This is a genomic window from Haloarcula sp. CGMCC 1.6347 (assembly GCF_037078395.1).
Lineage (GTDB): Archaea > Halobacteriota > Halobacteria > Halobacteriales > Haloarculaceae > Haloarcula > Haloarcula amylolytica.
On the sequence record NZ_JAYMGX010000001.1, the window covers coordinates 1,428,955 to 1,441,895 of the forward strand.

Annotated in this window: 11 protein-coding genes; 5 read left to right on the forward strand and 6 right to left on the reverse strand. The window is 43.2% G+C overall.

The window, feature by feature from the left end; translation table 11 throughout:
* The 5 genes from VI340_RS07490 (at position 1) to VI340_RS07510 (ending at position 6,427) form a co-directional block, all read left to right on the forward strand.
* On the forward strand, positions 1–1,041 hold the full coding sequence (locus VI340_RS07490; protein WP_336358118.1) for a glycosyltransferase family 4 protein: 1,041 nt from the start codon (positions 1–3) through the stop codon (positions 1,039–1,041).
* A 5-nt stretch (positions 1,042–1,046) separates the two neighbouring features.
* Complete coding sequence (locus VI340_RS07495) at positions 1,047–2,165, forward strand: glycosyltransferase family 4 protein (RefSeq protein ID WP_336358119.1); 1,119 nt, start codon at positions 1,047–1,049, stop codon at positions 2,163–2,165.
* A 56-nt stretch (positions 2,166–2,221) separates the two neighbouring features.
* Positions 2,222–3,034 carry a glycosyltransferase family 2 protein gene (locus tag VI340_RS07500; protein ID WP_336358120.1) on the forward strand — a complete coding sequence of 271 codons (813 nt, stop codon included), beginning with the start codon at positions 2,222–2,224 and terminating at the stop codon, positions 3,032–3,034.
* A 74-nt stretch (positions 3,035–3,108) separates the two neighbouring features.
* Complete coding sequence (locus tag VI340_RS07505; protein ID WP_336358121.1) at positions 3,109–4,431, forward strand: sulfatase-like hydrolase/transferase; 1,323 nt, start codon at positions 3,109–3,111, stop codon at positions 4,429–4,431.
* Positions 4,432–4,912: 481 nt separating this feature from the next.
* Positions 4,913–6,427, forward strand: a complete 1,515-nt coding sequence (locus tag VI340_RS07510; RefSeq protein ID WP_336358122.1) for a hypothetical protein — start codon at positions 4,913–4,915, stop codon at positions 6,425–6,427.
* Positions 6,428–6,956: 529 nt separating this feature from the next.
* Here the strand turns inward: VI340_RS07510 and VI340_RS07515 are convergent.
* The 6 genes from VI340_RS07515 to VI340_RS07540 all read right to left on the reverse strand — a co-directional run bounded on the left by VI340_RS07515 (position 6,957) and on the right by VI340_RS07540 (position 12,499).
* Complete coding sequence (locus VI340_RS07515) at positions 6,957–8,435, reverse strand: flippase (RefSeq protein ID WP_336358123.1); 1,479 nt, start codon at positions 8,433–8,435, stop codon at positions 6,957–6,959.
* 25 nt (positions 8,436–8,460) lie between these two features.
* Complete coding sequence (locus VI340_RS07520; RefSeq protein WP_336358124.1) at positions 8,461–9,387, reverse strand: polysaccharide pyruvyl transferase family protein; 927 nt, start codon at positions 9,385–9,387, stop codon at positions 8,461–8,463.
* Between the two features lie 373 nt (positions 9,388–9,760).
* Positions 9,761–9,958, reverse strand: coding sequence for a UPF0179 family protein (locus VI340_RS19840; RefSeq protein WP_442905118.1), 198 nt, complete (start codon positions 9,956–9,958; stop codon positions 9,761–9,763).
* A 51-nt stretch (positions 9,959–10,009) separates the two neighbouring features.
* On the reverse strand, positions 10,010–11,401 hold the full coding sequence (locus tag VI340_RS07530; RefSeq protein WP_336358125.1) for an ATP-binding protein: 1,392 nt from the start codon (positions 11,399–11,401) through the stop codon (positions 10,010–10,012).
* A 238-nt stretch (positions 11,402–11,639) separates the two neighbouring features.
* Complete coding sequence (locus VI340_RS07535) at positions 11,640–12,089, reverse strand: UPF0179 family protein (RefSeq protein WP_336358126.1); 450 nt, start codon at positions 12,087–12,089, stop codon at positions 11,640–11,642.
* Between the two features lie 32 nt (positions 12,090–12,121).
* The gene (locus VI340_RS07540) at positions 12,122–12,499 is read right to left on the reverse strand and encodes a DUF5820 family protein (protein WP_336358127.1); all 378 of its coding nucleotides are present in this window, start codon (positions 12,497–12,499) and stop codon (positions 12,122–12,124) included.
* Positions 12,500–12,941: the final 442 nt, after the last annotated feature.

The window sequence follows — 12,941 nt, forward strand, 5'->3', positions numbered from 1 at the left end:
ATGAAGATACTTGTTCTATCTCGTGAATTCCCACCTTATGTTTTAGGAGGGATTTCATATCATCTACGAAGCCTATACAATGAAATTGTTAATAAAGGCCATGAAGTTACTGTTTTAACAGGAAAATGTCCTCAATCATGGGATTCCGCAGGGGATACCGTATCAAACACAATCAATACGGAATCAATTCAATTTGGATTACGAGAAGGATATTATGTATTATATCCCTTGGCTCTCAGAAAATATCTCATCTCTTATGACACAACCCGTTTTGACGTTGCTATTACTCATACTCCATTACCATACAAAATATCAAATATACCAATGATAACTAAATATCATGACTGTATTGCAGAAACAAGGCAATATATGAGATCAAATCTGTCACTGTCAGAAAAAGTAGGAGATTCGATTTTGCACCCTCTTAGAACATATATCAACCAAAAATCACTGAGTAAGACAAGACACGCTATCTTTAATAGTGAAATTAATAGAAAAGGTTGGGTAGAAAATTACAGATATGATGGTTCTTATTCAGTTATTCACAATGGTGTCGATACTAGCACCTTTTATCCAGAAGAGAATAATGATCATAAAGATTATGTACTGTTTGTTGGCACATCTGAACAAAAAGGATTAACTTCAGTCATAGAGTATGCTAATAGAGAGCACCGCCCAGTGCATGTTGTAGGAGATATTCAAATAAACCATTCAAATATTGTTTGTCACGGACGAGTATCACAAGAAGAGCTTCGAAAGATCTATTCTGGTGCTGTAACTACAATTCATCCGGCTAAATTCGAATCGTTTGGAAATGCGGTTTTAGAATCTTTGGCCTGCGGAACACCGGTTATTACCACACCCTTCTGTGGGGCTTCAGAAATAATAACTCCAGAGACGGGAGTCGTCACTGAAGATATTAAATCAGGGGTGGAAAAAAGTATTACATTTGATTCAAAAGATTGCATATCGGTAGCACATAAATATACTTGGAATTTTGTAGCAGACCGAACTATAAAAGCAGTCCAGAACGTTATATAGAATACATGAAATTATTAGTGGTCACACCAGATTTCCCACCAAATGGTGGCGGTATTGGTAACCTTGCATATAATTATGCTAAATTTTCTTCATTTGATGTGGACATACTAACTAACAAAGAGACAAAAAACTCACCAGACATTCCTGGCACTGATATTCACAGAGTTTCTTTAACAGGTATATCCGGTATCATTAGATGTCAGATATTTATTTATAATAACTCTGATAAGTACGATATGGTGTATTTTGTACATCCATTTCAGTCTATTTCCGGTGTAATACAAAATATGAAATACATCGTTCAGACACATGGAAATGAACTTTTAGCACCTAATCCAAGACAACAAATTATGAAACAGGTAATTAAGTTGGGACTTCAAGAGTCTTCCGGTATTATTTCTAACAGCCAATGGACACAAAAAAAAGTATCAGAATTAGGGATTTCACATCAAAAAGTAATTCAAATACCCCCAGGAGTCCCTCCAAACTATGATAGTATTTCCAACGAGTCGCAGATAAGATCCCAATATAATCTATCTGAAGAGGAACCAATATTACTAACAGTCGGCCGCTTAGTTGAACGAAAAGGACATGAAATCGTAATTGAGGCGATTAAAGATTTAGATGTGAATTATTTCATTTGTGGGTCAGGTAGAATGGAAAATCAACTTAAGCAATTAGTAGAATCGGAAGAGATGAATGATAAAGTGTATTTTGAGGGATATGTTCCCGAAGAGCAACTTCCAGAATACTATGCAGCTGCAGATCTTTTTGTTATGCCAAGCAAATATCTAGTTGAGACAGGTGCAGTAGAAGGATTTGGTATTGTGTTCCTTGAAGCCAATTCTTTTGGTCTACCAGTGATTGGAGCAGATACAGGAGGAATCCCCTCTGCTATTAATCATCGAGAAACGGGATTAGTGGTTCAACCAACAGCAACAGAAATAAACGAAGCGATCAAAACGTTGCTCAATGATAGTGCCTTTTACTCTGAGCTCTCTCAAAATGCAAAGAATTGGGCAAGGAAGCACCATTGGGATAAAATAGGAGAAACTATTGACCAGTTCATAATGAAGAATTATAACCCAAGCAACAATGATAAAATCATATCAGAACATGAATAAGTATGTGGATTCTTGGTTAACCCTTTTTAATGAAGAGTTAGAAATGAAGGTGAAATATGACTGATAGAGCGTTAGTATCAATAATAATACCAACATACAACAGCCAAAATACTATAGCGTTTTGTCTAGAATCTATAAAATCTCAAACCTACGAACCAATTGAGGTTATAGTTGTAGATGGTGGTAGTGAAGATAGAACAGTTGAAATTTGTGAAAATTATAGTGTTAGTGTCATTGAAACAGACTTAGGGATGGCAGCTTCTCGTGTCAAGGGGGCAGAGATCTCAAAAGGTGAGTTCTTATTACATGTGGATTCCGATATGGAGTTATCTCAACATGTAGTGCAAGAATGTGTTAATAGTATGGATTCTTATGATGCATTGATTATACCAGAGGTTAACACGGGAGAAACTTACTGGGCAAAATGCACAGATGTTGGAAAAAAAGTATCACGTCAAAAAAATGTAGGACATCTTAGATTTTTATCGAATGAATTATATTTTAAACTTGGCGGACATAATCCTAAATTATTATATAAAGAGGATTTAGAGTTTCATATGTTGGTAGAGTCTTCAGGTGAAAATATAGGACATATCTCAAGTGAAATTCAACATCATTTGGGTAAAACTAGGTTGATAGATTTATTCAATCATAGATTAAAATACATGAGATCAATCGACCAATATAAGAAGAATCGGAGGGTTGAATATACCCCTTCAAATGATGGAAATTGTTCAACATGGGAAGTTATCATTGAGGATATGAGAAATCGGCCTAAATTAGTAGTCGGATATATTTTTATATCGTTTATTACTGCAATTATAAGTAATTATTATAAATTTAAATTTAATTATTGGAATTATAGTTGATATTTGATTAGATCATAACGTACTGCAATGATTTCATATACTTTGAAGTATTGTTAGGAGGAAGTATAATTGAGATGGACATTAACCCCCGCAAAATCGAAGAGAAGCTACCAAAATTTGTGAGGGATAGAGTTACACCCTTTTATTTCAAATATAAATCTATAGAGGCAGACAGAGAATATACTCCACCTAGTCGTACCCTATCTCAGAAAGACAAGGCACCCGATCATATCCTACTCATTGTTGTTGACGCACTTCGACCAGAGCAAAAATTAGATATTGATTTAGAATTCACAACCGGTGTGACGGCTGGAACTTGGACGTTTCCTTCAGTAACAAGTATAGCTACAGGACTGCTACCGAATGAACATGGTTCTGTGGCCCACACTCATCCAAATGACGAAGAATATGCAATGCCAAAACAAACCACATCGCATCTAATACTCCCAAGAGATCTAGACGCTGCAGGCTATGATACTTATGCTGGCTGCTCATTCATGACACCATTCCTAGCACTACGTGGAGCATTCCAAACACATCACGTTTATGATGATGAGTCTGCTAAGAAAGTGCTTGATCAATACCGATATTGGCGAAGTTCACGTGATCAATCATTTGGATATATCCACTTAGGCGACTTGCACGCACCAATTGAACCCCCAAAAGAATATATTAAAGAGTATGATATCGATATGTCACTTCCCGGGCTTTCCAAAATTCATGCATATAAAACGGATTTTGACCCAAATGATGAGGAATGTAAATACTATCGAGATCATAAGCTTCGACTATATCGTGCAGCTGCCGATTATATTAGCGATCAACTTCGACCCCTCATTTCCGAATATAAAGACGATACTGCGATTATTCTCGTCGGAGACCACGGAGAAAGTCTTTGGGAACATCAGAAATATGACCGTCAAATCAGCGATTCACGACCTAATTACTGCTTTGGACACGGTGGTACACCCTTTGATAAACTAGCCAGAGTTCCTATTGGAGTGTCTGGTAAGGTACCTGCGCCGACAGGTGGTTGGGCCTCACTTATTGATATAGCTCCAACTATAACTAATTTAGCAGTTGACAATATTGAGTACTCTGGCTATAACTGGCAATCGCAGATCCCTGAAAACCGTGCTGTAATTTGTGAAGCCACTCGCTATGGTGTCGAACGAAAGGCTGTCTACATGGGAGAGAATAAAATCATCCGCTCAGAAGCAGATGATGTCTCACTTAAGGCGACGGTTTCCTCTGAAGGAGAGTCATTTGAAGAACTTAGTGATGAACTTACTACAAAACTCATTCAAAAGTTACCTACCGATTGGGATAATAGTAATCAAAAGGCCAATACAAGTACAATGGTCCAGCAACAATTAGAAGCACTCGGCTACCATTAGATTAATATTCTTTCGGAAGAGCATGGTGCATCACAAAGCTCTACTAGCTAATCCGATCAGTGTCATTTTTCAGTTATGAAAATTTCTCAATGCGATATATCTCCGCTTAATGAAATGGAACTTCGTTTTCGGCAGTAATTAGCCATCAATGTGATGGTTCAGCCACTAACCCCAAGCGTACTCAATTAATGCTATCAGTAGTACCGGTCTTCAAGTGACCAATTCGCCGGGATCGCCCGAAACACTGTGAGAAATATAGAATTTCACCGGTATATATACTGATGGCTTCTTTAAATGACCACAGCCAGCGGCAACGTTCGCCACAACCGGGCAGTAATATCGTAATTGGACTCATCTCTAGCAAACAGTCATCTCAATCAACTTTGTGTGGTACTGTGAATGTCCTGTGATACTCTAACAACAGTCTGCCCGGTAACGAAATCTATATCTCTTTTGAACCACGTTTGACAGATGGATTAGTATGGAGTATAGTTTTTATATTGGCCTTATCCTCACTACTACGGTACTGACATGCCTTTTTGCTGCTCGGGAGGAGTTTTTTCGTGCGGGGGTTGCTGGCTGCACAACACTCGCCTTCGCCCGCGCAGCACAACTCGCAGGAGCCGGGCTTGCGTACTGGCATGACTCACATTATTACTTAGCCTCAGCCCGAGCGGTTGCCATCACCGGCCACCTTGACCGTCCACAATCGTTACAGTGGATTGAATTAAAAGGTTATTTTGGCTGGCCAGATATCCAAATTCTCGCTACAACCATACACGAGATTACCACAATATCTATGCACACGCTACGCTATGTCATCCCAATCTTATTTGTTTGTCTTACGTTCCTCTTTCTCTGGTTTACATATGGCCAATTTGCTGGATGGGGTGCCGGGTGTATTGCATCACTGGGGACACTTATGCTTGATCCATTTTTCCGGTATTTTGTTCAGTTTCACGGCCAATCTATTGGGGTCACATTTGGCTCACTCTTCCTTGGGACAGTAATATTTGTGACGCTTCGCCAACAAATGTCACCAACCACTTATTTTCGGTATCTCATACTGTTCAGCGTAGTTTCGCTTGGCTTCCTATTCAGCCACCGGTTTTCGATCCTCATTATCGGCGTTGCATTGCTCGGGTCATACGTTACCGGGGATATTCTCACTCAACTTTCTGAACGTATCCTTGAGGATTCTCGTGGAGGGTATTATATTCCTGGAGCAGCTCTTCCTGCTGCTCTGTTATTTGGGGTTTACGTCATCTATCGTGGTGAGGAGTTTTTTGTGTGGGGCATAGCACAACTTACCCAAGTTACTGATGTCGGTGGAAGTGGACCTACACAAACAACTGGACGAAGTTGGATTGATTATCCACCACTTGTCCTTAAGGCGCTCGTCCCGGCACTGTCGCTTATCGGAGTCTGGGCCATAATTAAAGATCGTCTTACTGCCCGGCCGTGGTTAACACTGGCATGTACCTTCGGGGCAATTACCATCCCATTCACCATTGCTAACCCCCGTGGCGTCTCACGCATTATCTTATTCGTCTATATTTTCATCGGCGGCCTGTGCTCTGTTTCAGTCGCTGTGGCGTTAGACTCACAACGCGAGTGGGTTGAGTGGGGTATCCCTGCAATCATCACTTTGATTGTGTTGTTAGGGACACTTGGAGGGTCAGTCCCTGGTCTGGTCGACCACTCAACTAATCTTGGGAACGATCCGTTCCAGAATACTCCGCCAATCCAGAGTCAGGCCCCGGCTGCTGGAGAGTTCATTGACGAATACAAAATTGAGCGTATTGAAGCAGGGTTTTGGGGCCGCGTTGTAGCGACGCGATATGGCAAAGTCCCAATCCCGGTCGTTGATGGGGTGCGGTACAACAACGTCCCGTATTTCGTGTACGATAGCGCACGCGAAACTCCGCCAGATGGATCACTTGTGTATACGAACGGACGGATAGAAATTGTCCGTAGGAGTGGCAACAATGTCTGAACACAGCGTACTTCGTGACTATTGGCCAGTATATTTCACTGCATTACTGCTTGGCGGGAGTGCAGCCCTGTTGGAGTTCTTCATAGTACCAGAGTATACAGCTATTGTCGCCATTTTAATTGCAGGGTTACTTATGACGCTGCTTAGTGAGTTATTCTGAAGAGTCAGTGATGTAGGTATGTTGAGGAAACCGCAACAGGTGCAAGATCGACGGTTCTTAGGTAATTTTGTGATGCCCGTTCAAGATCAGTGAGAAAGGGATCAGCCGCGGCATCTCTTGACGACAGTCAATCGAGTTACGGTCAACAAGTGTATTCTGAAACTCTTGATCAATAAGACGATTACCGTTGGTATCCTGGTTGGTCCAACAAAGAGACCTAAATCAGTTATGTAGTGGCTGAACACATCAATTTCAAGAACCAACCATGGGTCAACAGTAAGTAGGGCTAGTTCTGTATGGCTATATCGACCTTATTTTGTCAACTCCGACCCGCGAGGTATACTATATTAGATATGGTAATCCAAAAGATTATTTTGGTATTACCTTACGTAATAATTTTTTATCATCCTCAGTCAAGTCTCCTGAAAAGAACAAAACTAAGAAGCTGATTGCTATCGAGAAAATTCCGATTGTAGATAAAAAGACAAATTCTATCACAAGTGAATAAACATTTGTTATATGGATAACAATACTCGTGAATGTCATTCCACCAACCATCATTTTTAATCCTGAATAGTTTACTACTGAAATATTATGGTAATAATAGAGATCTACAGACTTAATAATATTCATGATTAAGTAACCAACCAAAGAAGCGGTAGCAGCCCCGAGTAAACCATGAGAGGGTATCAAAACTATATTCAGCACAATATTTGCAATGACCGCAGTTGAATTATAATAGAGTACCTTCTTAGATTTTCCAAAACCCAAGAGAGCTTGGCCATTTGGGCCAACAATAGCATCTACAAAAAAACCAACACTTATTATAGCTAACATTGGGCGAATTGTTGAGACAGAATAATCAGTTCCAAATAATAGAATCAAGAAATTAGGCCTCATCAATAATATTAAAAAAGCAGGAGTTGTACAGGTGAGTATCCATTTTGTAGTTTGACCATACATTTGAGGTATTTTACTGTTCATATCTTGGGAATCGAGTTCTGATATTTTGGGAAAGAGCAAAAAAGAGAAAGCTGAGTGGAATAGCCCAAGTAGCATTGCTATTGTCATCCCTACTTCGTATACTCCTACAGAGTATGGAGACATGAAGTATCCAATTAAAACTCGATCTATTCTGGTCAAAAGAATATATACTGATGATGAAATTGCTAAGGGCAAACTGAAGGTAACCATACTTTTGATGTCAACGTCCCTAGTGTATGCAAATGATATTCCAGATTTGTATAATAATATAATTCCGAAAATAACTGTGAAAATGTATGCTAACAAAATTCCACCAATAACTGACTGACCACTCCCTATTACGAGTGCAGCACCAACCCCTAAAATCAACCGCGATAATGGCTGAAACACCTGTGAAAAGCCGGTATATCTTTTAGTATCCATTATACCATGAAGACCACCTTTGATTATTTTTGTTAGTGAATGGAAAGGAATACAAAAAAGGAATAAAATAAAGAAAACATTGGAAATTTTGTTGTCAAACAATAGTGTTCGAATTGGTTTGAGAAATAAAAGAAATATAAAAACGATCATCACAGAAGCTAAGCCTACCAAAATAACAGATATAAAGATATATGTTCCTTTCTCATCTGTATCGTTAGTTGCTGAAACATATTTTACTACCCCTTCATTCAGGCCGAGAACAGTTGGAATTGATAGAATTCCAAAGAGAGAGGTTGCAAGCATTATTGACCCAAATACGTTGCCTGGTAAATAGTTTGCAAGTGAGATCTTAAAAATAAAGCCAGATAACATACTCAGGGCAGTACCTACTAAAATAATAAGTCCAGAGCTACCTATTTCAGAAGCATCAGTTTCAGCCATTATTATCTATTTTTAAATATCGCAGCTAAACTGCTTCATTAAAATTGGTGGTCTCAATATCGGATAGTGAATATTTATAGACCCCCCGATTCTTGTAATATATATTTTCAAACAATTCTACATCCTGCTCTAACAGTGTGCTAAGTATCCCAACATGCAGACGGTCAGTATATACCTTTTCAGCATTTTCAACTAGTGTGATAAATTCTCTAAATGTATTTTCAGATTTGTCGCTGACATCACAGAATACGACATTATCACTGTTAGATGCTATATGTTCTTTCATTGATTCCGGAATGATTCCTTCACGATCACCACGAAAGGCTAAGAGAGTATATTCACTATCAAACTCTTCTACTGTCTTTTTATGATACTCCAATAGATCGTCTCTTGTTAGATAAAAAGCAGTATCTGATGATTTGTAAATGTTAATGTTATTTGGAAGATCGAAATTATTCAGCAAAGAATAGCTATAACTTTCACGACAAAATAGGTCGATTTTTTGATCAAGGTTATCACAGATATCATCAAAGTCTGTATCACTAAACCAGTATGTCTGTGGTCCAACAATCAGATGGGTGTTTGGATAGGTGTTTACAATATTTCTAAATAGATCAAGACTAATACCCCAAAGATCACTAAAATTACCTCCACCATGTATATATATGACATCTGGATCATCCAATGAAGTGATTTTTATGGGGTTCTGATCCAACTTATTAGTAATAATGTCTATTGCCCTTCGACCTTTGGCAGGCCAACTATTTCTTAATTCTTGAATATAATTCATAGAAGAATATTCAATATTAAAACTATCAAGCCTTTTTTTAGCCCCCATATAAATCAAAGTATCACCATGATTTCCGCCAGGTTCTATTAACTCAAGTTTATCTTCTGCGTGCTCCTCCAAGGCCTCATCTAGTTTTGAAGTTTTCACAGAATCTATTGTCATATGAACACTCGGTTTTCATTTTTTCTTCTAGCTACTTAATCTTCAATGTTTTGATGGTATCTAACTACAGTGTTTATTAAAGTACAATCAACTAAGGCAGCTAAATCTATCTATAGTTATAATGAATAGTTCAGATGTGACGGAAGATTATATATTCAGGGCGTTCAGAAGAATATCAGCTGTAATGGCTATATTCAGATGATTAGTACATATATCACATATGATGTTTTGTGGAAATATCCATTCAACTCTCCTTTGACGCCTCTGACTCTACCAACAGCAAATCACGAGCTAGCACACACACATCATCAAACTCAGCACCGGCGGGCTCACAGTAGGGATGGCTGGGACACTCAGTGTATGGAAAGTGGCATCAGTGACACCTTGCTCCCAGCATACGCGCCCTTCGACGGAACATTGGCCTGAATCGGCGCGGGCTGATCTCGACAGCCCGAACGCCGTCTTGATGCACAGCACAGTCTAGCGTTTGCCCGCTTTGTCTGACGTTGGTAATCCGGTACCGGGTGCCGGTGTTCTGATTGAGACACTGGTTCCAATACGGACAACAGATTTGGTCGGCAGACGAGTTCCTTCGACAAGCGGGGCCACTGAGTTGGGGATATCAGTCTGATGCAACCGGGTCAACGATTCTGTCGAGCGTGAACAACTGCAGATCAACACGGTCAGCCGCTGCGTCTCGAACAGATTGCGTAAAGCCGCTCCGTGCGAACAGCGCATACTCGTGTTCTGCTTCACCGCTATCAGGGCCCCATCGAATCTCATCTGTATGGCTTTCAAGCGAGGCGAGTGCACTGTAATCGAGAGGCGCAGACGTGAACTTACACTCACCTGTGACCATCGTTCCATCAGCATCGATCCCAACCACATCTACCTCGTACTCATTGTACCACCAACGGCCGATATCGGTGAACAGCAGATTGGGATAGAGATCTGGGAGGATGTCCTGGCAGCGATGTTCGAACACCTGACTCACGAAGTCTGCCAGTTCGGGTTCGATGACCGTCTCGTAGGCGTCGGCACCCAATCGCTCGTAGCGATCGTCGTTCCCATAGACGAACCGGAACCAGAACCTGAACAACGGATCGAGAATCCGGTACCGCCCGCGGCGTGACTTCGTTTTGTCCTCCGTCACCGGAACCTCACGTTCGACTAGGCGCAGTCGCTCCAGTTTCTGCGTGTACGTCGATATCTGTTTGCCATCAATCCCGACTGTCTGTGCAATCTCGTTCGATGTGGTGTTCCCGGCGGCAATCGCTTTCAGGATGGCGAAGTATCGATTCGGCTCCGTCAGCTCAGTGCGGAGCACGTACTCCGGCTCGTCGTGCAGGAATCCCTGTCGTGACAACAAGGACTTCCGAATGACTGTCCCGAGGTCATCATCGAGATCGATACCGTCCAGATAGTACGGTGTCCCGCCAAACACACCCCAGGCAAGCAGCGTTTGTTCAGGCGTATAGCTCTCAGGGAAAAACGTCCGTACGGCCGCTAAGTCAAGCTGTCGGAGATCGATCTTCTCGGTGAACCGGCCATACAGCGGACTGTTCCCGAGGAGGGTCGCTTCTTCCATCATACTGATCGAAGATCCCACGAGCACGACCGTCACGCCAGTGTCCCGTACCTCCTGGTCCCAGAGTCGCTGGATGACCGACGGGAGGCTCTCGTCGGCGTCAATCAGGTAGGGGAATTCATCCAGCACTATGACTGCATCCTGGGCAGCAAGATACGCGAGCAACGATTCCCACTCGCTCTCGATTCGGTCAATCCCCGGAAACGACTCAGACGCCACATCCACGAACGCGTCCAATTGTATCTGGCGAGTTGTTTCTGTAGCCTGGTACAGGACGGCGTCATCGCGATCTGTCAGTGACTCCCTGACGAGTTCGGTTTTTCCGAGTCGCCGACGTCCAAAAAGTACGACCATGTCAGCGTCGTCCGACTCGTAGCAATCTCGAAGCCGACTGAGTTCAGCCGCCCGGTCAACGAATCGTTCCATATCCTCTGACTGGCGTCCACCCAAGTAAAACTCTCGGATAGCCTAATCCAGAATAGCCTAATCCAGAATAGCCTAATTGGATTCTGAGATCCGTTCTGGAAATCTGGCCAACACGTCCAGAACTGCATCTCGTCTCGTCATAACGAGAATCTGACAGATCTTAAACGACAATAGGGCCTTCATCCTGTTTAGTAAGTATGGATAACACAATATGAATTGTACTCAAGGAGGTACTCAGCTATTCCCCGGGAGCTTCCAATTCAACCAGCGTCAAATCCCGATCTAGCATACAGTAATCATGCGGCGGGTCGCCGATAATCTCGTCAATCTGATATTCCTCGTCAAAATCAGCACCGGCAGGCTCACAGTAGGGATGGCTGGGACACTCGGTGTGTGGACAGGGACCCATCAGCGAGGCCTTGCTTCCAGCATACGCGCCCTTCGAGGGCACGTTCGCCTGAATCGGTGCGGGCTCAACCTCGACAGCGCGAACACCATCTTGGTGCACAGCACAGTCTAGCGTTTGGCCGCTCTGTCTGACGCTGGTAATCCGGTAGCGGTTCCCTGCCGTAAGATTCAGACATTGGTCGCGGTAGGGACAGCCCGCACAGCCGCTGGCTTCGCCGCGGTAGACGAACTCCTCGCCGGCCTCGGCGAGGCGCGTCCCGACGAGCGTGACAGTAGTCATGCGTGCCTATAGACGATGAGCACGGTAAAGCATCATGCTCGACCGGTCAGTTCGTCGAGTTTGTCCAGATACGCCTCGCGGGGTACCTGATACAGCGAGCGGTAGTCCAGTTCGCCGTCGGCAAACCGAGTTGCCAAATCGACAGCGCCCTCGACGGCAGCGTCGCGGCGCTCGTAGGAATCGGCGTCGCGCTCAACGTCGGGCTCAAGATAGAAGGTGACGTACCAGCTCTCTCCGGTCCGGTCAGCGCCGGGGCGGCGGGTCCGTTTCCCGCGCGTGAGATAGATGGTCGGGAGGCACGGCGCCGGGAACTGCTCGGAGTCGAAGATGTCCGGGCGGTACGCGAGGATGAGCTTGTCGTCGGTTTCGTTCCACACCGTCCAGTCTTCGGGAAGGGCCGACAGGTCCATACCGTCGAATTGGCGCGGACCGGCAAGAATCCGCTGGTCCGTCCCGAAATCCGCCGGGCCCGGATACCGACAATCGTGCTGACGGCAGCAGCGTCGATACGTCGAGCCGCAATATCGCGTGGGATGTTCTCAGTGGCCAATCAAACCAGCAACAGATTCACATCAATCCAGCGCTAAACACTGGCCGACACACCGAAGAGAACAGTTGACAACCGACACAGTATATAAACCCAACTCGAAATCAACGATGCACGGTAACATACATATGGCCCACCATCCCCGTGTTCGGCCTATCGCAGCGTCGGAATTTATCGGCGGTATACCCACAAGAGGGCAAAGTTCTTATACGAACAGAGTTCGTACGGTAAATAGTATCGGAAACAGTTCCACACTGTCTCCCGTTACCACAGCAGGTCGGAGCAGTCCCCGTGTTCCGCCCGGC

Coding starts and splice junctions, on each gene's coding strand:
- VI340_RS07515 (WP_336358123.1), bottom strand. CDS start 8,435: ATGGCTGAAACTGATGCTTCTGAAATAGGTAGCTCTGGACTTATTATT.
- VI340_RS07510 (WP_336358122.1), top strand. CDS start 4,913: ATGGAGTATAGTTTTTATATTGGCCTTATCCTCACTACTACGGTACTG.
- VI340_RS07535 (WP_336358126.1), bottom strand. CDS start 12,089: ATGACTACTGTCACGCTCGTCGGGACGCGCCTCGCCGAGGCCGGCGAG.
- VI340_RS07540 (WP_336358127.1), bottom strand. CDS start 12,499: ATGGACCTGTCGGCCCTTCCCGAAGACTGGACGGTGTGGAACGAAACC.
- VI340_RS07500 (WP_336358120.1), top strand. CDS start 2,222: ATGACTGATAGAGCGTTAGTATCAATAATAATACCAACATACAACAGC.
- VI340_RS07505 (WP_336358121.1), top strand. CDS start 3,109: ATGGACATTAACCCCCGCAAAATCGAAGAGAAGCTACCAAAATTTGTG.
- VI340_RS07490 (WP_336358118.1), top strand. CDS start 1: ATGAAGATACTTGTTCTATCTCGTGAATTCCCACCTTATGTTTTAGGA.
- VI340_RS07520 (WP_336358124.1), bottom strand. CDS start 9,387: ATGACAATAGATTCTGTGAAAACTTCAAAACTAGATGAGGCCTTGGAG.
- VI340_RS07495 (WP_336358119.1), top strand. CDS start 1,047: ATGAAATTATTAGTGGTCACACCAGATTTCCCACCAAATGGTGGCGGT.
- VI340_RS07530 (WP_336358125.1), bottom strand. CDS start 11,401: ATGGAACGATTCGTTGACCGGGCGGCTGAACTCAGTCGGCTTCGAGAT.